The sequence below is a fragment of the Paraburkholderia flagellata genome (assembly GCF_021390645.1).
Taxonomy (GTDB): domain Bacteria; phylum Pseudomonadota; class Gammaproteobacteria; order Burkholderiales; family Burkholderiaceae; genus Paraburkholderia; species Paraburkholderia flagellata.
This window is the reverse complement of the sequence record NZ_JAJEJT010000003.1, coordinates 1,222,650-1,244,247: the sequence shown is the minus strand read 5'-3', so window position 1 is coordinate 1,244,247 and position 21,598 is coordinate 1,222,650. Positions and strand designations below refer to the sequence as shown.

19 protein-coding genes and 3 pseudogenes are annotated in these 21,598 nt (G+C 60.5%); 9 read left to right on the top strand and 13 right to left on the bottom strand.

Features of this window, described 5'->3' with window-relative positions; genetic code table 11:
- Positions 1-35 precede the first annotated feature (35 nt).
- The 3 genes from L0U83_RS29310 to L0U83_RS29300 form a co-directional block, all read right to left on the bottom strand.
- Positions 36-917 carry an NAD(P)H-binding protein gene (locus tag L0U83_RS29310; protein WP_233887627.1) on the bottom strand — a complete coding sequence of 294 codons (882 nt, stop codon included), beginning with the start codon at positions 915-917 and terminating at the stop codon, positions 36-38.
- Between the two features lie 76 nt (positions 918-993).
- Positions 994-1,566, bottom strand: a complete 573-nt coding sequence (locus tag L0U83_RS29305) for a TetR/AcrR family transcriptional regulator (RefSeq protein WP_233887626.1) — start codon at positions 1,564-1,566, stop codon at positions 994-996.
- A gap of 1,942 nt (positions 1,567-3,508) precedes the next feature.
- The gene (locus L0U83_RS29300) at positions 3,509-4,426 is read right to left on the bottom strand and encodes an AraC family transcriptional regulator (RefSeq protein ID WP_233887625.1); all 918 of its coding nucleotides are present in this window, start codon (positions 4,424-4,426) and stop codon (positions 3,509-3,511) included.
- 101 nt (positions 4,427-4,527) lie between these two features.
- Here L0U83_RS29300 and L0U83_RS29295 point away from each other — a divergent pair, with 101 nt between their 5' ends.
- A complete protein-coding gene (locus L0U83_RS29295) occupies positions 4,528-5,277 on the top strand; it encodes an SDR family oxidoreductase (protein WP_233887624.1) in 750 nt (249 codons plus the stop codon).
- Between the two features lie 47 nt (positions 5,278-5,324).
- Positions 5,325-6,083, top strand: a complete 759-nt coding sequence (locus L0U83_RS29290; RefSeq protein ID WP_233887623.1) for an SDR family oxidoreductase — start codon at positions 5,325-5,327, stop codon at positions 6,081-6,083.
- A gap of 188 nt (positions 6,084-6,271) precedes the next feature.
- On the opposite strand, the pseudogene L0U83_RS29285 reads toward L0U83_RS29290, so the two are convergent.
- Positions 6,272-6,565, bottom strand: a pseudogene (locus tag L0U83_RS29285) (DDE-type integrase/transposase/recombinase); the annotation flags it as partial.
- 149 nt (positions 6,566-6,714) lie between these two features.
- Positions 6,715-7,614, bottom strand: a complete 900-nt coding sequence (locus L0U83_RS29280; protein ID WP_233887622.1) for a LysR substrate-binding domain-containing protein — start codon at positions 7,612-7,614, stop codon at positions 6,715-6,717.
- A gap of 229 nt (positions 7,615-7,843) precedes the next feature.
- Here L0U83_RS29280 and L0U83_RS29275 point away from each other — a divergent pair, with 229 nt between their 5' ends.
- The 4 genes and pseudogenes from L0U83_RS29275 to L0U83_RS29260 all read left to right on the top strand — a co-directional run.
- On the top strand, positions 7,844-9,025 hold the full coding sequence (locus tag L0U83_RS29275; protein WP_233887621.1) for a branched-chain amino acid ABC transporter substrate-binding protein: 1,182 nt from the start codon (positions 7,844-7,846) through the stop codon (positions 9,023-9,025).
- 27 nt (positions 9,026-9,052) lie between these two features.
- A complete protein-coding gene (locus L0U83_RS29270; RefSeq protein WP_233887620.1) occupies positions 9,053-9,598 on the top strand; it encodes an L-2-amino-thiazoline-4-carboxylic acid hydrolase in 546 nt (181 codons plus the stop codon).
- Positions 9,591-10,901, top strand: coding sequence for a Zn-dependent hydrolase (locus L0U83_RS29265; RefSeq protein WP_233887619.1), 1,311 nt, complete (start codon positions 9,591-9,593; stop codon positions 10,899-10,901). The genes L0U83_RS29270 and L0U83_RS29265 overlap by 8 nt, the downstream gene beginning before the upstream one ends.
- A 34-nt stretch (positions 10,902-10,935) precedes the next feature.
- A pseudogene (locus L0U83_RS29260) lies at positions 10,936-11,061 on the top strand (IS6 family transposase); the annotation flags it as partial.
- Between the two features lie 332 nt (positions 11,062-11,393).
- Here L0U83_RS29260 and L0U83_RS29255 read toward each other — a convergent pair.
- Positions 11,394-11,753, bottom strand: coding sequence for a hypothetical protein (locus L0U83_RS29255; protein ID WP_233887618.1), 360 nt, complete (start codon positions 11,751-11,753; stop codon positions 11,394-11,396).
- Positions 11,754-12,322: 569 nt separating this feature from the next.
- On the opposite strand from L0U83_RS29255, the gene L0U83_RS29250 reads away from it, so the two are divergent.
- The 3 genes and pseudogenes from L0U83_RS29250 to L0U83_RS29240 all read left to right on the top strand — a co-directional run.
- Positions 12,323-13,231: a helix-turn-helix domain-containing protein gene (locus tag L0U83_RS29250; protein ID WP_233887617.1), complete on the top strand. Its 909-nt coding sequence runs from the start codon at positions 12,323-12,325 to the stop codon at positions 13,229-13,231.
- 524 nt (positions 13,232-13,755) lie between these two features.
- Complete coding sequence (locus L0U83_RS29245; protein WP_233887616.1) at positions 13,756-14,616, top strand: PhzF family phenazine biosynthesis protein; 861 nt, start codon at positions 13,756-13,758, stop codon at positions 14,614-14,616.
- A 104-nt stretch (positions 14,617-14,720) separates the two neighbouring features.
- A pseudogene (locus L0U83_RS29240) lies at positions 14,721-14,835 on the top strand (IS6 family transposase); the annotation flags it as partial.
- Positions 14,836-15,102: 267 nt separating this feature from the next.
- On the opposite strand, the gene L0U83_RS29235 reads toward L0U83_RS29240, so the two are convergent.
- The 7 genes from L0U83_RS29235 to L0U83_RS29205 form a co-directional block, all read right to left on the bottom strand.
- The gene (locus tag L0U83_RS29235; protein WP_233887615.1) at positions 15,103-16,206 is read right to left on the bottom strand and encodes an FUSC family protein; all 1,104 of its coding nucleotides are present in this window, start codon (positions 16,204-16,206) and stop codon (positions 15,103-15,105) included.
- Positions 16,207-16,625: 419 nt separating this feature from the next.
- Complete coding sequence (locus L0U83_RS29230) at positions 16,626-17,051, bottom strand: organic hydroperoxide resistance protein (protein WP_233887614.1); 426 nt, start codon at positions 17,049-17,051, stop codon at positions 16,626-16,628.
- A gap of 35 nt (positions 17,052-17,086) precedes the next feature.
- A complete protein-coding gene (locus L0U83_RS29225; RefSeq protein WP_233887613.1) occupies positions 17,087-17,827 on the bottom strand; it encodes an SDR family oxidoreductase in 741 nt (246 codons plus the stop codon).
- A 6-nt stretch (positions 17,828-17,833) separates the two neighbouring features.
- Entirely contained in the window at positions 17,834-18,979 is a 1,146-nt protein-coding gene (locus L0U83_RS29220; protein ID WP_233887612.1) for an alkene reductase, read from the bottom strand.
- Between the two features lie 36 nt (positions 18,980-19,015).
- Positions 19,016-20,473 (bottom strand): NAD-dependent succinate-semialdehyde dehydrogenase, encoded by a 1,458-nt coding sequence (locus L0U83_RS29215; protein WP_233887926.1) that lies wholly within the window; start codon positions 20,471-20,473, stop codon positions 19,016-19,018.
- 108 nt (positions 20,474-20,581) lie between these two features.
- Complete coding sequence (locus L0U83_RS29210; RefSeq protein ID WP_308445082.1) at positions 20,582-20,875, bottom strand: DUF1330 domain-containing protein; 294 nt, start codon at positions 20,873-20,875, stop codon at positions 20,582-20,584.
- 14 nt (positions 20,876-20,889) lie between these two features.
- Positions 20,890-21,576: a type 1 glutamine amidotransferase domain-containing protein gene (locus L0U83_RS29205; protein ID WP_233887611.1), complete on the bottom strand. Its 687-nt coding sequence runs from the start codon at positions 21,574-21,576 to the stop codon at positions 20,890-20,892.
- Positions 21,577-21,598: the final 22 nt, after the last annotated feature.

Here is a 21,598-nt window from a genome sequence, read left to right as displayed (position 1 = left end):
ATGAGCACTGGAAAGTAAGTAGATAGTCGTTTGGATCAGGACTGGAAAAGCTCGCGGTTGGCGCGAACGAACGCCTCGACAGTCAGCGGCGCCTTCCCGGTGACTTGCTTGATGACGCTGTCGACCCCTTTGAACACGCCGTTCTGGTAATCGAGCGCGACCTCAATGAAGTGCTGGATCGCAAACTCGGGCAAGTCGTACTTCTGCAAATGCTCCCGATATTCATCGAGCGTGCCCGGGCGATAGACGATCTTCCGGTCGATGACCTTGCCGATTTCATCGGCAATGCCGTGGTGGTCGAGTTCGACGGGACCGCAAAGCTCATAGGTCTTGCCAATATGCCCCGACGGCTGCGCGAGCACCGTGGCGATGAAGCGGGCCTGGTCAACGGCGGCGATCGGCGCATGGCGCCCCGCGCCGTAAGGCAGCGTGATCTGCCCTTCCTTGACGATCGTGTCGCGCACCCAAGGGAAGATCAGCCATTCGGAAAAGAAAGTCGGGCGAATATGAATGGTCGGTACACCTGACCAGTCGAGCACGCGCTCCGCGATCCAGTGATCGCGCGCTGCGTGGCTCTTCGCCTGTTCGCGCGCGGAAATCTGCGACATTTCCACGACGACTTCGAGACCGGCCCGGCGGGCGGCGTCTGCGAAATACGCGGTGCCCTGAATGAACCCGGGCCGCACGGGATAGCACAGATAAGCGCCCGTCACGCCCGAGGTAGCGCGAATCAGGTCGTCGTGATCGAGCAGATCGCCGACCACGACTTCGGCGCCCGCGGCTCGCAGCGCGGCACTGCGCGCGTCTTCCCGATGGACCATCGCGCGCACCGCGTGTCCGGCTTCGAGCAGGTTATCGACCACGTGCACGCCGGTTTTGCCCGTCGCGCCAGTAATCAGGAATTTACGCTGTTGCATGAGGAGTTCTCCTTTTAAAGTGCATATGCACATAATGACGCGAACTGGATCGCCAGTCTCTGACGACAGCTTTCGTTCAAAGCGATTCGATGTGTTGCCTGACGTCTTCCAGCAGCGACGCGGAAGCGTCCTGGTCGGGGATGATGCGCGCCATGGTCAGCGCGCCGATCATGGCCGAGAGCGCGAACACGGCCTGCGAGCGCTCCGCTTCTTCCTCCGGCGTAGCCATGCGCTTTGCCAGCATGTCCACGAGCGCGTAGAAGCCGCGCGACGCCGCCGCGCGCGTCGCGTCGTCCGCACGTGCCAGTTCGCTGCCCATGCCGGCCAGCGGGCAGCCGTTCGCGCGCGCATCGCGATGGCCGGTGGACATGTACGCGTCCACCACTGCCCGGAACGCGTCCCCGTCCGCTGCCCCATCAGCGGCCGCGGCGAGGTTTTCGACGATACCGGCAAGGCCCGCTTCGCAGGCTTCGGCGACCAGCTGATCTTTCGACTCGAAATGGCGATAAAAGCCGCCATGCGAAAGCCCCGCGGCGGCCATCACGTCGGCGAGGCCCGTTGCGTGGATGCCGTTCGCCCTGAATGCCCCGGCCGCGACTTCCACGATGCGCTCGCGCGTTTGCGCCGTTTCGACCTTCGACTTCCTCATGATGACCGTGCTCCGTGCTTCGATGTGGTTTAGATGGTAGTCATCATCTAAATGGATGTCAAGGCGCGCTTCGGAACTTCGCGGATGCCGGCCCTGCCAGGTGTGGTGATCGGCAAACGAAACCTGATCTGTTGCAAACAAAGTTGTTCTTACGATTCTTCGCAAATAAAACTGTCCTGAAAAATCGGCCTCGCCGTTGGACTCCTTACGCCATAGGGGTTTGCAGGCAACTCCCTCCCTTGGCCAAACGTCCTCTCGCTGCATTGTAAAAATTACCAGAGGCCGCCCTTGAGTCACTGCCAAACGCTAGACGCAAACGTCCTCCCTTAAAAATCAGACACTTAGCCAAAATCCTTGCAAATAAACTTGGTCCGAGAATTTCGCCTCGCAAACAAACCCGGTCTGCAGAAAACGAGCCTAGTTAATTGTTTTATAAATGGTTTTCCAAGAAAATCCGGAGATGACAATCGCAGGTAGCTCGACTGTTTGACCAACCTGCAGCCCGAAGCTCTGCCTCAGTTCGAGCCGAGTCAGGGTCGTCGGCGAGTTCCGAGGACGATAGTCGGCTTTAGCTTACGGCTCATTCTTGCGAATGCCGGTTGTCCTGTTAGTCCTTTCGCGTGGCGAGTTCAGTGGGAGGAGCGATGGACTCGTTCGACGATGAATACGAGTGCTTCACTTGCAAGCGAAGATTCCGCGTCTCTGTGTTCTCTATCTCCAGAGAGTGGGAGCGTGTCGATTACCGCGGAGAAATGCCCTCGGTCGAAATTGTGGGCAGCTACGGTCTCGAATGCTACTGCAGCCAAGCCTGCGCTGCGGCCCGGCGTCACCTCGTGATGGTTAAGGAAGGTGTCCCAATTCGCTGCCCTGGCATCGGGCCCCTCGAACTCTGCGCAAAGTGTCGTGCGCCCGTGGAAATGGACGAGTTCCATCTCACTTACGTAGAGAGCCACGAAGTGCACGTGAGCGGCTTCATTCGGAGAACCGTGGACATAGACTACTTGGCAGTCCTCTGTCGCAAATGTCGGCCTCCGACATCTGATGAGTGCCGCGATTGTTTTGCGGATGCGGAATTGGCGAATGGCGAATTTGTCAAGGCGGATGATGCGGAACTTCCGCAGCCTGTATGAAGTTCGCGTTCGAGAGTGGAATTAGAGTCGGCGCCAGCGGGAGCCCAGTTCGCGGATCGCGCGGACCCCTCCAAAAAAACAGCCCCAAATAGTCAATTCAGTGCCTCGAGGGGAGTTCTGGCAGATCGCTCTGGTGACGGGTGGCGAGGAGCGATCTTCTTAGCTTCGACTGCCGCTGGTCACCTGCGTAGGGACGAAGTTGCGCGAGCGCAGGAGCTTTGCGTTGAAGGTGTCGCGTGCCCCTCTCCGCAAGTCGCCCTTCACTTTCAACGCCCCATTGGTAAGGAGCGACTATCCGAACGGCGTGGACGTCGCGCTCAAGGCACGACCGCACCATCTACTACGGAGTTTTCATATCCGGAGGCCGGAAAGCTCGAGCAAGACTGACTAGATGGCAACCCTTCTTGCCATCGCCCACATTGACCTTCCCCGCAGAAGTAAGCGAACTCGAAAAGCGGAGGCCGGCGATTGTGGGTTTTGATGCCAGCGAATGGATAGCTACACCTGATAACGTTCATCACGGATTCGCCATTGGTAGACGTGGTACGTTGTCCAACGCGCATCCGACGTCGACCTGCCAGTCAAAGAGAGAAGCTTCTCTGGGGTAGGCCTTCCAATGAGTTCGGCAGTTAGCTTGGGCGATATAGACGCTTTCGCTGACTGATGGTGCTGAAACAACGAATTGTGTGTCCGCACGTAAGTCGTGTGAAACGCGGATATCCTGATACGGGTACAAGAAAGAGGCTCAGGATGTACCTGAGCCGAGATTCAGGGCGCGTATCCAGATCCAGCAACAGGCTATGTGCGCCGTGTTATGCGCCGTTCGCGGCCGCCTGTTCGTCACGCGCATATCGCGTCGGCGGCCGGCCAACGTGTCGGGTGAAGGCCACGCTGAAGGTGCTGGCGGAGCTATAGCCGACGCGCTCCGCGATCTCCGCGACCCGCCCTTCGTTACGGCGCAGCAGATCCTTCGCGAGCGCCATGCGCCAGGTGAGCAGATATTCCATCGGCGCGACGCCGAGCGCACGGCTGAAGCGCTCGAAGAAGGTCGAGCGCGAAAGCGCGGCCTCCTTCGCTAACTCGGCGACCGTCCACGAATGCGCCGGGAGGGCGTGCATCCCGCGGATCGCGGCCGCGAGGCGGCAGTCGGCGAGCCCGCTTACGAGACCCGGTGACGCGTTCGTCCCTCCTGCCGTGGAACGCAGCGCCTCGATGAGCAGCACTTCCAGCAACCGTGAGAGCACGACTTCGCGCGCGGGCCGCTGCTCGCGGGATTCCTCCCGCACGAGTTGCACGAGCGTGGCCAGCCGCTGTTCGCCGCGCACATGGACGAGTTGCGGCAGCAGCGAAACCAGCAGCGGTGCATCCGGCGAACCGAAGCTGCAATGACCCGCCATCATTCGCGCGTCGACCGGATTGCCGAGGGGACCGATTCTGAATTCACCGTTGCCCAACGCGACGGGCGCCGGCGTTTCCATGCCCGGCGGCGGCTCGAGGCTGGACATCGCGACGCCGTATGCCGCGGGAATCAGGACGAAGTCACCCGACAGGAGTTTGATGGGTTCGTGTCCGTCGATTGCGATGCGGCACCCGCCCTCGAGGATCACGCAATAGAACGGCTGCCCGGCATTCGAACGACCGGTGCGCCAGGGGCTCGCGCAGTGGACGAGTTTCGAGAACCGGGCACCCGGCTGAAGCAGCATCACCACGTCGGCCAACGGATCGATCATCGCCGGACTCTCGCGAACGATATTCGGATTATTGATTGTAGCAAGTACGGCCCTTGGCACCTATCGTAGGAGATCACACGAACCACTGCATAGGATCGCCCATGCAAACCGTCCTGATCACCGGCTGCTCTTCCGGTTTCGGCCTCGAGATCGCCCGCTACTTTCTGGCCCGCGACTGGCAGGTCGTCGCCACGATGCGCACGCCGCGCGCCGACGTACTGCCGCCGTCGGAACGCCTGCGCGTACTGGCGCTCGACGTCACGAATCCGGAGAGCGTTCGCCAGGCGGTCGAGCTCGCCGGCCCGATCGACGTCCTCGTGAACAACGCGGGCTTCGGCGCGGCTTCCCCGGCCGAACTCGTGCCGCTCGCGACGGTGCGCGAGCTCTTCGAAACCAACACCTTCGGCACGATCGCATTGACGCAGGCGGTGTTGCCCCAGTTCCGGCAGCGCAAGGCCGGTGTCGTCGTGAACGTCACGTCGAGCGTGACGTTGAAGGCACTCCCCCTGCTCGCCGCGTACCGTGCGAGCAAGGTGGCCGTGAACGCCTTCACCGAGTCGATGGCGCTGGAACTCGCGCAGTTCGGCATCCGGGCACACCTGGTGCTGCCGGGCCGCGCGCCCGACACCCGCTTCGGCGAGAACGCGCGCGACCACATACATGGCTTTGACCACGAGGCCTATGCCGATCTCGCCAGGGCGGTCGTCGCGCGGCTGGAGGATACGTCTTCCCCGATTACCCACGCACAGGACGTCGCCGAAGCCGTGTGGCGCGCGGCGACCGACCCGTCATCGCCGATGCATATCCCGGCCGGCGCCGACGCCGAAGCCTGGGCGGCCGAGGTCCGCTGATTGACTTTCAGGGCCACGCTATGACGCAATACAACTGGGAGACTGCCATGCAGGACAAACTTATCGCTCTGGTCACCGGGGCAAACCAGGGAATCGGCCTTCAGATTGCCAAGGATCTCGTGACTCACGGATTCACCGTGCTGCTCGGCTCGCGCAATCTCGAGCGCGGCGAGGCTGCGGCGACGGAGGTGGGGCCGCACGCACGCGCGCTTCAGCTCGACGTGACGGATCAGGCTTCGATCGACGCTGCGGCGGAGCGCATTCGCAATGAGTTCGGTCGTCTCGATGTGCTCATCAACAACGCGGCGATCTCGAATACGAACAGACAGCCCGGCCAGTCCGTCGAGGCGTACGCGAGGACGACCCGTCCGAGCAACGTGCCCCTCGCCGAAATGCGCGCAGTGTGGGACACCAACGTATTTGGCGTCCTCGCCGTTTACCAGGCAATGCTGCCGCTCCTGCGCGAGGCGCCGGCGGCCCGCATCGTCAACGTGTCGAGCGGCGTTGGGTCGCTGACGACGAATTCGGACCCGGCTTTCGCCTACCGCGCGATTTTCGGCCCCGTCTACCCGGCATCCAAGACGGCGCTCAACGCGTTGACAGTCGCCATGGCAATCGAGCTGGAGCCTGAGGGTATCAAAGTCAACGCCGTTTCTCCGGGCTATACCAGCACGAACCTCAACGGCTATGCCGGCACGGAGACTGTCGAGGAAGGCGCACGCGAGGCGGTGCGCGTTGCGCTGCTGGGCCCGGACAGCCCGACAGGGAATTTCACGCGCTGGGAAAACAAACCAATCCCATGGTGATGTAGTTCGAGCGAGCGATCGCTTCGGGCGACGGATAGCGCCGGGACGAATGCGTTCGCCCAAATGACCGGCAGTCGCACCTCGACTACGGCTGGGCGCATCGGGCAGCGATCGGCCGGGCGCCGTCGGTCGGGCTGTAGTGCAAATTACGAGCGCGAGCGAAAAACGGCGTGTTCAGGATTGCACCGTCATGCTGAAAGAACTGCCTTCCAAACAGCGGGCGCAGTGGCATCTTCATCTTTGAGGCGCAACCGTGCGAGATTGAACTGGCCTTTGCGAATGCGATGCATCAACTCGACGCCCGATATCGTAATGGCCGCATTTCTGAAGCGTTTGAAGCCGAGCACTGCATTGACCCGGGACTTGATGTTGCGATGATCCGGCTCGATCAAATTGTTCAAATACCTGGACGATCGCAACGTTGTGTCCGCGGGCAGAAACTGCTCCGCCTTCATTTCGCGCACCGCGCGGTGAGACGCAGATACCAACGCACACACAGGACGATGACTTAGCGCTCAAAGTGGCGGCCGGTGAACAGGCTGTCGATGTCTCCCAGCTTACTCATAGCCTGCTCGCGCTCGTCAAAACCCGAGCTTAACCTACCGGTGGCTCGATTTACACCGGAGCCACATCAACGCGTTTTCGTCGATTCCAGCAGCCATTGCGCGAGCCGCTGCGCGCCGTCCGGCATTTCGGCGCCGGCGCGCCAGCACAGGTAGTAGTGTCGTCCGTCGTCGAGTTCGTGATCGAAGAGCTTGCGCAACGCACCTGACGCGAGCTCGCGGGAGACAAGCGGCGCGCGCATGAGCGCCGCGCCCAGATCGGCGAGCGTGGCGCTCAAGGTCAGCTGGCCGTCTTCGAAGAGCGGCCCCTCGGTGCGCGCAATGTGGCGCACACCCATGCTTTGCAGCCAGTTCGCCCACGTACTGCGGTCCTCATCGTGTACGAGCGGCACGCCCGCAAGATCCGCAGGCTTGCGCAGCGGCCCGTAGCGCTTCAAAAAGCGCGGCGTGCATACGGGCACGACCGCGCCGGACATGAGCGGCGTGCTCGTATAGCCGGTCCAGTCGCCGGTGCCGAACCGGATCGACAAATCGGCGGCGTCGCTGCGGTAGTTGCGGTGATTCGCGTAGAGCACCGTCACGTCCACATCGTCATTGGCCCCCAGAAAGTCGTGCAGCCGGGGAATGAACCAGCCCATGCCAAAGAGCGGAATCAGACTGATTGTGATCTGGCGCCGCGACGAGCGCTCGCGCACGAAACCCGTGGCGCTACGCAGCACCGAAAATGCCGTGCTGATCGAGCGATAGTAGTCACGGCCTTCGTCGGTGAGCACGAGCGAGCGGCCACGGCGAATCGTCAGCGGCGTTTGCACGAACGATTCGAGCACCTGGAGCTGATGGCTCACGGCCGAAGCGGTGATCTCGAGTTCGCGCGCGGCAGCCGCGACCGAGCCATGACGCGCGAACGACTCGAACGCGCGCACTGCCCGCAGGGGCGGATCGTCGGCGATGGATTGAATTTTATTCATGTGTCGAATTATATCGAAATGTGCCCAACACATTTTCCATTCGATTTTTCCATATAAAACAGTTAGTTAAGAGGGTTATTGAAGCGGTGGCATATCTATGAAACCAAACGTAATTTAGGTCACGGCACACAAAAAGCTAATCTTCCTCACTATTTAAGGCTTCGCGCCTTGGATCCTCGGGGCGCGCATGCAACCGCCTCCACACACAGGCTCATCGGAATCGATAAGCATGAAAAAGAAAGCTCTGCTGTTGCCGGTCGCCGCACTTGCGGCGTCGCTTTTCACGGGCGTTGCGCACGCCCAGGACGAACAGGTGGTGCTGATTGGGCTCGCCGCGCCGCTGACCGGCGCATCTGCGCGCATCGGCAAGGACCTGGAAAACGGCGCGCAGCTCGCCGTCGACGACGCCAATGCGAAGCATCCGACCATCGCCGGCAAGCCTGTGGTCTACAAGCTTGTGAGCGGCGACGACCAGTCGGACCCGCGCACTGCCGTCACGGTTGCGCAGCAGCTCGTCGACCGTCACGTGGTTGGCGTGGTCGGCCACTGGAACACCGGCTGCAGCGTGCCGGCCGCGCGCGTCTACCACGATGCGGGCATCGCGCAGATTGCGCCGGCTTCGACAGGCCACCAATACACGCAGCAAGGCTTCGACACCGCGTTTCGGATCATGGGCCACGACGACGATGGCGGCGCCTACACCGGCGCTTATGCCGTGAAAACACTGAAGGCGCAGCGCATTGCCGTGATCGACGATCAGACCGCGTTTGGCGCGGGACTCGCGAACCAGTTCATTAAGGGCGTGCAGGCCAACGGCGGCACGGTGATCGATCACGAATACGTGACCGACAAGGCGCTCGATTTCAGCGGCGTACTCACGGCCATCAAGGCGAAGCGTGCCGACCTGATTTTCTTTGGCGGTCTCGACGCCCAGGCCGCGCCGCTCGTGCGCCGCATGCGCCAGCTGCATATCCAGGCGCAGCTGCTCGGCGCGGGCGGCTTCGTGAGCCAGACCTTCCTCACGCTGTCCGGAGCATCGGGCGACGGCGTGACGGCGCTGGAGCCAGGCAGTCCGCTCGATCGTATGCCCGGCGGCGAGGCGTTCGACGCGGAATACCGTGCGCGCTGGCATGCGCCGATCGAGTTGCACGCGCCGTTCGCCTATGACGCGGCAGCGACACTCATCGCCGCTACCCAGCAGGCCAATTCCGTCGCGCCGAAGAAAATCGTCGCGGTGCTGCATTCGATTCGCCGTGACGGCGTGACCGGCACGATCGGCTTCGATGCGCAAGGCAATCTCGTGGATCCCGCTTATACGATCTACCAGGTGAAGGACGGCAAATGGGCCGTGGTGGACGTGCTCGGCGGTGGCGTGCCCGCGAAGACGCCAACGAAGACCGCAGCCCGTTGAACGAAACGATGTAACGAGGAGACGAAGATGACACAGCAACAACGCGAAGCCGTCGCGGACGAGAGTGGCGTGAACGGCGAGACGCTCGGCATTCTGGCGCGCAGGCGCATCGAAGCGGAAATCATCAAGCCGATCTACGAGATCCTCAAGCGCGATTTCGGCATCGAGCGCGCCCAGGCCGCGATTGCCGAGGCCGTGCGCGGCGCGGCTATCGATGCGGGCCGCCAGTTCGCGGCGCGCGAACCGAATGGCACGAGCATCGCATCGTTCGTCGCGCTCCAGGTGCTCTGGGAAAAGGACGACGCGCTCGACGTGGAAACGCTGCGCGCCGACGACGAAGCCTACGATTACGACGTGCATCGCTGCGCCTACGCCGAGATGTATCACGCCATGGGCCTTGGCGAAATCGGCCATCTGCTGAGTTGCGCGCGCGACAGCGAATTCATTTCGGGCTATGACCCGCGGGTCGAGCTCACGCGAACGAGCACCATCATGCAAGGCGGCAAGCGCTGCGATTTCCGCTATCGCATGCGCGTTGCGAAGCCGGTGGCAGTGGAATGCGCCGATGACTGAGTGCTCACAACATGCCGCGCCGGACGGCGCGTTTGACCTGGCCGCGTTGCGCGTGAACGGCGCGCGGCTATGGGACTCGCTCGAACGTATGGCGCAGATTGGCGCAACAAAAAAGGGCGGCGTGTGCCGCCTTGCGCTCACCGAGCTCGACCGCGAAGGGCGTGACCTGTTCGTGCGATGGGCGCGCGAGGCGGGCTGCACGATTCGCGTCGACAAGATGGGCAACGTCTTCGCGCGGCGCGCGGGACGCAATCCCGACGCCGCGCCCGTGCTGACCGGCTCGCACGCCGACACCCAGCCGACCGGCGGCCGCTACGACGGCATTTACGGCGTGCTGGGCGGGCTCGAAGTGATCCGCGCGCTCAACGACGCCGGCGTGCAGACCGAGCACCCGGTGGAGGCCGTGATCTGGACTAACGAGGAAGGCTCGCGCTTCGCGCCGGCGATGATCGCGTCGGGCGTCTATGCGGGCGTGTATGCGCTCGAATACGGGCTCTCGCGCACCGATGCCTCGGGCACGACGATTGGCGAGGCGCTCGCGCGGATCGGCTACGCGGGCGACGAACCGGTAGGCGGCACGCCGGTGCATGCTGCGTATGAACTGCACATCGAGCAGGGCGCGATACTCGAGCGCAGCGGCAAGACCATTGGTGTTGTGACGGCGGGTCAGGGGCAGCGCTGGTATGAAATCGAGCTCGTTGGCGTGGACGCGCACGCGGGCACCACGCCGATGGACCTGCGCCGCGACGCGCTGGCCGGCGCGGCGCGCATGATTACGTTCGTCGAGGCGCTGGGGCGCAAGTACGCGCCTCATGGGCGCGCCACGGTCGGCATGATCGAGGCCAGGCCCAACTCGCGCAACACGGTGCCGGGGCGATGCTTTTTCACGGTGGAGTTTCGTCATCCGGACTCGGGCGTGCTGGCCGAGCTCGATACGCAACTTCGCGCTGAACTTGCGCGTGTGGCGCAGAAAGCGCAGCTTGTTCACACGATCACGCAGATCTTCGACTACGCACCGGTCCCGTTCGCGCCTGCATGCATCGACGCTGTGCGGCGCGCGGCGGTGACCCTGGACTTGCCGCATGCCGATATCGTTTCGGGTGCAGGACACGACGCCTGCTATCTCGCGCGCGTCGCGCCCACGGGCATGATCTTCGTGCCGTGCATCGACGGGCTCAGCCACAACGAAGCCGAGGCCATCACGCCCGAATGGGCCGAGGCTGGCGCCAACGTGCTGCTCCAGGTGGTGCTGGAGAGTGCTGGATGCTTGAGAGGGCTCCGGTGCAAATCGAGCCACCGGTAGGTTAAGTTCGGGTTGTGACGAGCGCGAGCAGGCTATGAGTAAGCTGGGAGACATCGACAGCCTGTTCACCGGCCGCCACTTTGACCGCTAAGTCATCGTCCTGTGTGTGCGTTGGTATCTGCGTTACAAGCTCAGCCTTCGAGACCTCGTTGAAATAATGGGAGGATCTTGTCCGCATCCCTCTTGCTCAAAGGCCAACGTTTCGGCCGTGAAGTCATCGTCTTGCACGTTCGTTGGTACCTGCGTTACAGAATGCTGTGTATGTAAGATTGAATCTCCATCAGAGGCAACAACCATCGCGCCAGGGAAAATTAGGCATGCTTGGAACTGACGCTGATAACCGCGACTCAATGTGGATCCACAGAAAGTGCCAAGAGTCCGCCGGGCCCATGACGGGCCAGGCGGGCTACCTAGGCTCGTGGCGTCGTCTTGTCGACGCATTACCGAGCGGTAGTCGAGGTCGATAGTTGCGCTGCGCTACCAAAGGTCTTGTCAGGGAGCTTCATACACCGTGAGCTTGCTGGTCACGGACTGGACGCCCTGGACCTTCGACGCGACGCTCTGGGCGATCTGATCCTGCGGCTCGCCCATGATCAAGCCCGCAAGGATCACCTCTCCCGTTCTCGCCTTGGCGAAGACGGCTATGTTGGTATCGTACAGACCTTTCGTGTGGTAGATGGCCTGCTTAACTTTCTTTGCGAGCGCGCGGTTTGCGGCCTTGTCGGCGCGCATCTCTGCGCGGATCTGCTCCATGGTCGGAGTGTTTGCGCTGGGTACCGTGGTCTGCGCGAGGGCAGCCGAAGAGAGCAGCACAGCGAAAGCGCCCGCGAGTGCTTTGCACGAAAACTTCATGGAATCACCTCTTGAGGTTGTGTATCGAATAGTTACAGCTTAATTCTCACTATCGAAGCTTGGAGGCTTCGACTCATTGGGCTTCATCAGATCTTCGGAACGCACTCCCATGCGGACTCAAATGACGGATCTGATGCAAATAGTGGGTTGGACGGAGATACCTTCAATAAATAGCGATACGGCACTCATTGAACAGGACGTCACTCCAGACGGAGGGTGAAGCGATATCCTTTTCCCGAGAGCACAGAGGTCGGGTTGAAGCAGCACGATCTCGTTGATGTCCACGTCTTCGGGTCGCTCTGTCCACGATGCAAGCAAGCCATGCACTGCATCGGAAACAAAGCTTACTGACGCGGAACTGAAAGGTCCTTTTCCGGCATTTAAATATGCTTAATTCCACATTCAGATGTCGGCAAGGTGCCGGCCGGACGCTGAACAATAAAACAAGTCGATACCCCGAAGTTGCGCCCACTTTTTTGCGTCTGCGCGGCCAACGCACTCATCCGTTCTGCGGCATAATCAAGAAGTGTTACCGCTACCACGCCCTATCAGACGTACAGATCACTCCGATGAATTCATCACCGCTCATGTCGAATACATCAACCGGTTCGAAAGACTCGCTCGGGTGCGTTTGCACGAATCTGCGCCAGGATTTGCAAGTCGATAACGGCGGCATGACATTCTTTCGCAAGCGCATGGACAAGCTGGAGCTGGAACGTATCGCGATGCCCGGATGCGAGCGTGGCTTTCTCGTGGGCATCTCGCTGCGAAGCGGCCACCGGCGCAAGATCTTCCGCGGGGCGCGGACAAGCGATCGGCGCTTTCATGACAACTCGATCTATATTCGCGACTTCTCCGAGAATTTCCGGGCCGATCTGTACGGCAATTTTGACTTTCTGCTGGTCGAGTTGTCTCACGCTTTCTTGAGTCACCTGACCGACGAGCACAACGTGCCTCCTGTCCAAGGGCTGACCTGCGCGGTCGACCAGGAAGACATGGTGCTCGGCCATCTCTCGCGCGCGCTCACTATCAGCCTCGAAACGTCCAGCCCGGCCAACACGCTGCTCATCGAACAGCTCGGCGTGGCGATAGGCACGCATCTCTCGCGTCAATATGGCAACCTGCGGGCCGCCGACGAACGCGTAAAGGGGGCACTCTCGCGTGCCTGCGCAGCCCGCGCGAAAGAAATGCTGCTCGACTTTTCTCGAAACGGTCTCTCGATCGCAGACGTCGCGCGCGAATGCAACTTGTCGCGCGGCTATTTCATCCGCGCATTCACGAAGGAAACGGGGCAGACGCCGCATCAGTGGGTGCTGGAAAAGCGCACGGAGCAGGCGCGACGGCTCATGGACGCCACGGACATGACGCTTGCGGCGATCGCGGCGTCCTGCGGCTTTGCGGATCAAAGCCACTTGAGCCGCGTGTTCCACAGGATCGTCGGCGTGTCTCCTGGCGCATGGCGACGTCGAGCGGCGTGATGCCACCTTTTAGCAGTCGCAATCTACAATATCGTTACATGTCCGGCCTCAGCGATGTCGTCCCGCGCGGCGCCCGGAACGCCAATGTGCCCAGGCGGCGTTGCCTGGACCCAATCGCATTCTTACGAAACAGAACTGACCAATGGACCCTTGCGCAAACGCCGAAGCGGTCTCTGCTTCCAGTGACGCATCCCAGTTAGGCTACGGAGCACTTCCCCTCAAGCAGGCAGTACCTCATGTAAAGAACACTGAGCAGGTCAATCATCGTGTTGGTTGTCCCGTGACTGCTGTGCATGGTTGTCAGCACAAGGTAATTTCAAGCGAGTGCTTCACAAGGCGTCGGATGGCAGGGGTATGTGTCGTCAATTGACGCAGAGGTCGCCGATATTCGGAACCAGGCGCTACTCACGCGGACGGCGTAGCGCCAAGGCCGATGGACTCCGACATGCCCCGGGCAGTTTGCTTCTCCCGTTGCGCTAAGACGGTTCGAGCCCGGTCAACCCGATCAAAATAATAGGCCTTGCGTGCAGCTTCCCTATAGCGTGGTCGACGTCTTTAGTGACGTTGCATTCGGCGGAAATCCCGTCGCTGTCGTATTTGATGCCGATAAGCTTACGGACTCCGAGATGATCGCATTCACACGATGGATCAATCTTAGCGAATCCGTCTTCGTCATGAATCCGCTGGACTCGCGTGCCGACTATCGGGTACGAATCTTTTCGTCGCTGCGCGAACTCGATTTCGCTGGACATCCTACATTGGGCACGTGTCACGCTTGGATAGAAAAAAACCATATTGCTAACAGAAACGAATTTGTCCAGGAGTGTGGCGTAGGCCTGGTCACAGTGCGCAAATTCGCGGATGGCCTCGCTTTCCGCGCGCCCCCCCTTGTCGTGTCGGGCGAGGTCGATGAGCGAGTGCTGCGTCGCGTTTGCGCAGGACTGTGTTTGGAAGCCGCTGGAGCCACTGTAACGAGCGCGCAATGGGTTGACAACGGCGCCGGGTGGATGGTTATCGCGATAGATGACCGCGAAAAGCTTCTATCGCTCAAGCCCAACTATGCAATGCTTGAGGGACTAGCGGTCGGTGTTATGGCACCTTGGAAAAAGGATCCACCGAGTACAGAAGTCAGTTACGAGATCAGGGCATTCATTGCCGGAGACAGCGTACCGGAAGATCCTGCTACAGGCAGTCTTGTCGCGGGCGTGGCGCAGCGACTCGCGCTTGACGATAGCACACCCAAAGCTTACGCGTTCAGCCAGGGAACTGTTCTTAAACGTCCGTGCCAGATTCGAGTCGACAACACCTCTGATGGAATTTGGATAGGGGGCGCCACCCGCTCGGCTCTTCGTGGGGTCGCGTATTTTCCTCAGTCAATCAGTTGACCTACTTCGAACTGGACTCCGCCAAGTTAGTGCGCCTCAGGCAACAGTAGAATGAGGCATTGAAAAAGACGAAATCGCCTTACCACGGGCGCGACTTTCGCGTCGTGGTCGTTAGTTGCACTGTTAGTTAGCTGGTATTTTCGGTTCTGCCTAAGCCTGCGCGACGTCGAAGGGTTGTTGCTCGAACGCGGCGTCGTGGTCACGTATGTAACGGTCCGTTGAAGCCAAGCTCACGTCGACATTGTTCAGGGTCTTCAGTAGCTCGCCTCAATGACCCACAAACTCATCCTGCGTTAGCGTCGGTCCGGCTCTGTGAGTCCGACTACGGAATTGATGTCAGGCTTGTTCATAGTTATTCGCACAACGGGACACAGCGAGATTAAGGGAGATTCTCAATATAAAGCGTTCATCCGCATGCGTAAAAATGAAATTTATCGAGAATAACTTAAATCAGTAACGATATAAAATCTTATTTTTCCACCACCCTCACCTATCATCAAATATCCATGAAATTTTTTTATCCGGTTTGAGTAGCCATTCAAACAAGCACCAAATAACCAATACCACTTCCAGCAATACAAAACCTAAAACAATGCCCGCCAAACGCGTCAATATGGGCGTCAGTTCAGCATGCGCGTAGTTATCGGGAACGAGAATCACAAGAATGGCCAGCGTGAATTGGGTGCCTGCATAAGAAAACGCATTTCCACTGTTCTCCAGATGGCGGCCAAGCATGACGCCAACGATGGTGCCGACGATTAGAATGATGGCACTCCCATGTGCGGCCAACAGCACGGGTGTTGCCAGCGCGCATCCGGCAACGCAACCAATGAGCCTCAGGACCAATCGTCGGCTGACCGGTACCAAGCCGCAACGAGCGATGCTTGCGAGTGGAACGAACATCACGACCATGATGCTGACTGCGCCTTGCGACAAGGCCGGGACTCGGAAAAAGTGCGAGATCATCGGTAGCAGTGCAATCGCGGTGGCGCCTTGCATCGCATGAAATGCTGCGCCCGGATGCCAGCGGAATTCTCGGGTCGGTGAAGCACGTTCAGCCGGCCAGCGGCGACGCACCGTCCAATTCGATACCGCGCTGACGAGCATGCAAGCTACGGTTCCGGCTCCGACTTCGAAAACACGTTCAGTAGAAAACCGAACGGGTGAATGGCTGGGGTGTTCCATCGCATCAAGCATCACCATGCCGAAAGTCAGGCCAACGAACAGCCACGCATATGCGTGACGCTGCGTCATCGCGCCATATAGAGAGACACCGGCAATCAAACCACCAGCCAGTGACGCCAGTAGCCACGATGATGCAACTGCGGGAATAAGACACACAGCCAAACCGGCACCGCAGCCGGTGCCGACAATACGCATGAATCCACGGGAAAAACTGTCGGCTACATGGCCTCGCATCACCATGTAGCCGGAGAACGCCGCCCACGAAACGTTGCTGGTGCAGACATAATGTCCCATTCCAATCGCCAACAACACCGCGATGACGCACTCCATTTCGTCGATGAAGCGAGGCGCAAGAGAGAAATATTTGCGCCACTGAGGGGACTTATTCGCGTGTGTTGAAGCCATCCATGCTTTCGTCAAAAACCGTCATATTAGCCATGCGAGTGCGGCTCACTGCCTTCCCGGTTACTCGTAAAACCAAAACTCTTGCTTCGTGGGCCGCACCACGATCTGGTTGATGTGCACGCCTGCTGGTTACTCGACCTCAAAGGCGATGGCCCGTGCAACTGAATTGGCCAAGATGGCGCTCTTCTAGAATTTCGGCACCGTTTCGACATTTTTACCGGCCGTGCTGTATTTAAGATCGCTGTCCACAGCACCCGGCTTGACACATGCCGCGGATCTTCTCGCCAGTTCCCTGGCATAGCCCTTCGGAAATCGCCCACACCGCGGACCTGGTGCGCGAATACACCATGCCACCCGACGCGAACACCTTGATGCCGGCGATTCCGAATCGATAGAAGTGTTGAACGAGTCGTGAACGTTTAGATCAGTGTGAGCGTTACGTCGATGTTGCCGCGCGTCGCGTTCGAGTACGGGCAGACGATGTGAGCGCGCTCGACCAGTGTTTGTGCTATTGCCCGATCGAGTCCCGGCAGCGAAATCTTAAGTTCGACCTCGATGCCAAAACCCGTCGGAATGGCGCCGATGCCCACGCTTCCAGCCACCGACACGTCCGCCGGGATAGCGATGCCGTCGCGATGCGCGACGAATTTCATGGCACCAAGAAAGCAGGCGCTGTAACCGGCGGCGAACAACTGCTCGGGATTGGTGCCGGCACCGCCAGCGCCGCCCAGTTCACGCGGCGTGACGAGCTTCAGGTCCAGACTGCTTTCGGATACGGTGGCCCGGCCATCGCGGCCACCCGCAGCGGTAGCATGGGCGCGGTAGAGAACTTTTTCGATCGACATGACAGACTCCTTTGATAATTCAGAACACTCGCAAATCAAAACTCTTGCTTCGTGGGCCGCAGCACGATCTCGTTGATGTCCACGTCCGCGGGTTGCTCGATCGCAAAGGCGATAGCGCGTGCGACCGAATCGGCTGGGATGGCGGTCTTGTAAAAATTCAGCACCGTTTCGGCGGCATTGCCGGACGTGCTGTATTTAAGATCGCTGTCGACAGCACCCGGCTCGATGGACGTGACGCGGATCTTCTCGCCGACTTCCTGGCGCAGCCCTTCGGAAATCGCCCGCACCGCGAACTTGGTGCCCGAATACACCGTGCCACCCGGCGCGAACACCTTGATGCCGGCGACCGAACTCAAGTTGATGATGTGGCCGCTGTCTTGCGCGATGAAACGTGGCAGTGCAGCAGCGATTCCATAAAGCGTGCCCTTGAGGTTCACGTCGATCATTGCGTCCCACTCGTCTGTGTTCACTTCCGCCATCGGGCGAATCGGCATCAGGCCGGCGTTGTTGATGAGCACGTCGAGCTTGCCGAAATCCGCCACTACGGCGGCAACGACGGCTTCGACCTGCGCCTTGTCCGTCACGTCAAGCGCGTACGCGCGGGCCGTGCCGGCGCTGGCAGCGATGTCGGCGACCACTTCATCGAGCTTCGCCTTGCGCCGTGCGGCCACAGCCACCTTTGCGCCGCGTGTTGCAAGAAGGCGCGCCGTCTCGGCGCCAAGTCCAGTGCTGCCACCCGTAATCAGGATGACTTTGTTTTCAATACCGTTGTTCATGGGAACCTATTTCGTAGTAAGTCCGGATGCTTGCGCGTACACCGGATAATCAGTGAACCCTTGTTCCTCGCCGCCGTAGATCGTAACTGGATCGAGGGTGTTCAGAGGCCAGCCGTTGGCAATGCGCTCGGGCAAGTCAGGATTGGCGATGAATGGGCGTCCGAAAGCGATGAGGTCGGCCAGGCCGGCATCCACCAGTCGGGCACCTCGTTCGGCGGTGTAGCGGCCGGCATAGAGAATCCGCCCACTGAACGCTTGCCGTACCGCGCGCCGGAAGTCCTCGGGGAGATCAGGCGCGTTGTCCCAATCGGCCTCGGCAATCGACACATAAGCGACACCTGCCGCTTCCAGTACCTTGATTGCTTCGATGTAGGTTTGGTGCGGATCGTCTTCGACGAAGCCGATGTAGACCCTGTCCTGATCGGTGCTGGTGAACAGCGGAGTGAACCGCACGCCCAGCCGATCCGGTCCAACGACTTCACCAACTCCCTCAACGATTTCGCGCAGGAACCGTAGGCGGTTCTGCAACGATCCACCGTATTCATCGGTGCGATGATTGGCGTGCGTCGAGATGAACTGGTTGACCAGATACCCGTTGGCCGAATGGATCTCGACGCCGTCGAAGCCCGCGGCCAGCGCGTTCTTCGCGGCCTGCGCATAGAGCGCTACTAGCTGCTTGATTTCGGCGACCGAAAGTTCACGCGGAACAGACGGTTCGACTAGCGTGCCGGCGCCACGGCCGGTTTCGATGAAGGACTTGACCTTTTTCGCTTGAATGGCGGATGGCGCAACAGGTACATCACCGTTCGGCTGCAAGGCCGTATGGGAGACGCGGCCGACATGCCAGAGTTGCGCAAAGATAATGCCGCCTTCGGCATGGACGGCCTCGGTCACCTTTCGCCAGCCATCAATCTGCGCCTGACTGTAGATGCCCGGCGTCCAGGCGTAGCCTTGGCCACGCGGTTCGATCTGCGTGCCTTCGCTGATCATGAAGCCGGCGCCGGCACGCTGCCGGTAATAGCAGGCCATAAGATCGGTCGGCACGTTGCCGGGTTGGCCGCTGCGCTGGCGCGTCAGAGGCGGCAGTACGATGCGGTTCTTCAATGCGTGACGTCCCAGCGTCACGGACGTGAACAGCGATGGATGATGCATGGTGTGTTCCTTGCGAGATCTGTTGCCCGTTCGCGTTTACACGCCGCCGAGGCTGATGTATTTGAGGTGGAGGTATTCCTCGATGCCGTGCGAAGAGCCTTCACTGCCGATGCCGCTGTCCTTGACGCCGCCGAACGGTGCAACCTCGGTCGTGACCAGGCCCGCGTTGACGGCGACCATGCCGCTCTCCAGCGCACGCGACACGCGGAACACGCGAGACAGGTTGCGGGTATAAAAATACGCGGCCAGCCCGAACTCGGTGGCATTGGCCTTTTCAATGGCTTCCTGCTCATTCTTGAAGCGGAACAGCGCCGCCACCGGGCCGAAGGTTTCTTCGTTAGCGATCAGCATGTCGTCGGTTGCATTGGCGATGACGGTCGGCTCGAAGAACGTCGCGCCGAGTGCATGACGCTTGCCGCCAGCGAGAATCTTTCCGCCTTTGGCTTGCGCATCGCTAACGTGGCTCTCGACTTTCTGCACCGCAGCGACGTTGATAAGGGGGCCTTGCTGCACGTCCGGCTCGAAGCCGTTGCCGACCTTGATTGCACGCACTCGCTCGGCAAAGCGACGGGCGAACTCGTCGTAGATGCCGTCTTGCACGTAGAACCGATTGGTGCAGATGCAGGTCTGTCCGCTGTTGCGGTACTTGGAGGCCAGCGCGCCTTCGATGGCCGCATCGATGTCGGCATCGTCGAAAACGATGAAGGGCGCATTGCCGCCCAATTCCAGCGAAAGTTTCTTCACCGTCTCGGCGGATTGTCCGTAAAGCAGCTTGCCGACCCGTGTGGAACCGGTAAAGGTCAGCTTGCGCACACGCGCATCGGCGGTCAGTTCACCACCGATGGCCGCGGCATCGCCTGTCACCACATTAACCACGCCCGCCGGAATGCCCGCCTTTTCGGCCAGCACGCCCCACAGCAGACCGCAGTACGGCGTGAGATCGGCCGGCTTGACCACGATGGTGCAGCCCGCCGCCAGCGCCGGGGCAACCTTGCGCGCCAGCATCGAGAACGGAAAATTCCAAGGCGAAATCGCTGCGACCACACCAACCGGCTCGCGTGTCACCAAGATTTGCCGATCTTTCCACGGCGACGGAATAATCTCGCCGTTGATGCGCCTGGCTTCTTCGGCGAACCACTGGATATAGTCCGCGCCGAGTTTCATTTCCGTGCGGGCTTCGGCCAGCGGCTTGCCTTGCTCCAGCGTGAGCATGGCGGCCAGTTCGTCCATGTTCTCGCGCACTGTACGCGCAATCGCTTGCAGCAGTTCCGCACGCTCGGCGGCCGTGGTCATCGACCAGTTCGTGAACGCCGCGTGGGCGGCGTCGATGGCGCGATGCGTTTCAGTAGCACCAGATCGAGCAATGATGCCAATCTGGTTGCCCGTGGCAGGGTCTTCCACGGCCACGATGCAGCCGTCATCTGCGGCGACCCATTGGCCGTTGATGAAGTTGGTTTCGCGCAACCAGCCGGCGGATTTGATACGTTCCAGCATCACAATCACCTCTTTTCTGTTAGAGAAAGTTATCGCCTCAGCCCTGCGCTGATGCGGTTGCATCCGGGCAACCACACCGCCAGGACTTTCCATGTTGTGTCGCGGCCATCAAGCCACCGGTTTCGCGTCGACGCCTTCGACGATGAAAACGCGGTAGTTCGCGCCGCGCTGGCGGTGAACGCGTGCAGCCTTATAAGCCGAGCTGTCGTACCAGCGACGGGCGTCTTCCATCGTCGCGAAGCGGTTGATGACCACGCCGTCGACGGGCGCACCTTCCAGCATGTCCAGCTCGCCGTAGAAAGCCAGACGTTCAATGTTGTGTCCTTCACGCGCGAGCGGGGCCAATTTGGCGTAGGTGTCCATCGCTGCCTGGTTCGTCACGCGCTCGCGGATCATCACCACGTAGGCGCTCACGATTACCTGCCTGCACTGAGTTGCTTGAGCAACAATTTCGCGGCCTCGGCAGAGGAACCGGGGTTCTGGCCAGTAATCAGCAGACCATCGCTCACCACATACGAGGCCCAGTCATCGCCGCGCGTGAAGTTACCGCCCAGAGCCGTGAGTTCGTCTTCGACCAGAAACGGCACCACGTCGGTGAGTTGCACCGCAGCTTCCTCGGTGTTGGTGAAGCCGGTGACTTTCTTGCCTTGGACCAGCGGCCTGCCATCGGGCTTCCTGACATGGCGCAGTACGCCCGGCGCGTGGCAGACCAGCGCGATCGGCTTACGCGCCGCGAGGAAGGATTCGATCAGCGCGATCGAGTGCCCGTCTTCGGCCAGATCCCACAGCGGGCCGTGGCCGCCCGGATAGAACACCGTATCGAAGTCAGCCTGGTTCACGCTGTCCAGACGCACGGTCGCAGCCAGTTGAGCCGTTGCCTGCGCGTCGGCCTCGAAGCGGCGGGTTTCCTCTGTCTGGAAGGCCGGTTCGTTGCTCTTGGGGTCGAGCGGCGGCTGGCCGCCCTTGGGCGAGGCCAACACGATCTGCGCGCCGGCATCCTTGAAAGCGTAGTAAGGGGCGGCCAGTTCTTCGAGCCAGAAGCCGGTCTTGCGGCCGGTGTTGCCGAGCTGGTCGTGCGAGGTCAGAACCATCAGGACTTTCATGTTGCTTCTCCAGGTTGAGAGT

Coding starts and splice junctions, on each gene's coding strand:
- L0U83_RS29310 (WP_233887627.1), bottom strand. CDS start 917: ATGCAACAGCGTAAATTCCTGATTACTGGCGCGACGGGCAAAACCGGC.
- L0U83_RS29305 (WP_233887626.1), bottom strand. CDS start 1,566: ATGAGGAAGTCGAAGGTCGAAACGGCGCAAACGCGCGAGCGCATCGTG.
- L0U83_RS29300 (WP_233887625.1), bottom strand. CDS start 4,426: ATGATCGATCCGTTGGCCGACGTGGTGATGCTGCTTCAGCCGGGTGCC.
- L0U83_RS29295 (WP_233887624.1), top strand. CDS start 4,528: ATGCAAACCGTCCTGATCACCGGCTGCTCTTCCGGTTTCGGCCTCGAG.
- L0U83_RS29290 (WP_233887623.1), top strand. CDS start 5,325: ATGCAGGACAAACTTATCGCTCTGGTCACCGGGGCAAACCAGGGAATC.
- L0U83_RS29280 (WP_233887622.1), bottom strand. CDS start 7,614: ATGAATAAAATTCAATCCATCGCCGACGATCCGCCCCTGCGGGCAGTG.
- L0U83_RS29275 (WP_233887621.1), top strand. CDS start 7,844: ATGAAAAAGAAAGCTCTGCTGTTGCCGGTCGCCGCACTTGCGGCGTCG.
- L0U83_RS29270 (WP_233887620.1), top strand. CDS start 9,053: ATGACACAGCAACAACGCGAAGCCGTCGCGGACGAGAGTGGCGTGAAC.
- L0U83_RS29265 (WP_233887619.1), top strand. CDS start 9,591: ATGACTGAGTGCTCACAACATGCCGCGCCGGACGGCGCGTTTGACCTG.
- L0U83_RS29255 (WP_233887618.1), bottom strand. CDS start 11,753: ATGAAGTTTTCGTGCAAAGCACTCGCGGGCGCTTTCGCTGTGCTGCTC.
- L0U83_RS29250 (WP_233887617.1), top strand. CDS start 12,323: ATGAATTCATCACCGCTCATGTCGAATACATCAACCGGTTCGAAAGAC.
- L0U83_RS29235 (WP_233887615.1), bottom strand. CDS start 16,206: ATGGCTTCAACACACGCGAATAAGTCCCCTCAGTGGCGCAAATATTTC.
- L0U83_RS29230 (WP_233887614.1), bottom strand. CDS start 17,051: ATGTCGATCGAAAAAGTTCTCTACCGCGCCCATGCTACCGCTGCGGGT.
- L0U83_RS29225 (WP_233887613.1), bottom strand. CDS start 17,827: ATGAACAACGGTATTGAAAACAAAGTCATCCTGATTACGGGTGGCAGC.
- L0U83_RS29220 (WP_233887612.1), bottom strand. CDS start 18,979: ATGCATCATCCATCGCTGTTCACGTCCGTGACGCTGGGACGTCACGCA.
- L0U83_RS29215 (WP_233887926.1), bottom strand. CDS start 20,473: ATGCTGGAACGTATCAAATCCGCCGGCTGGTTGCGCGAAACCAACTTC.
- L0U83_RS29205 (WP_233887611.1), bottom strand. CDS start 21,576: ATGAAAGTCCTGATGGTTCTGACCTCGCACGACCAGCTCGGCAACACC.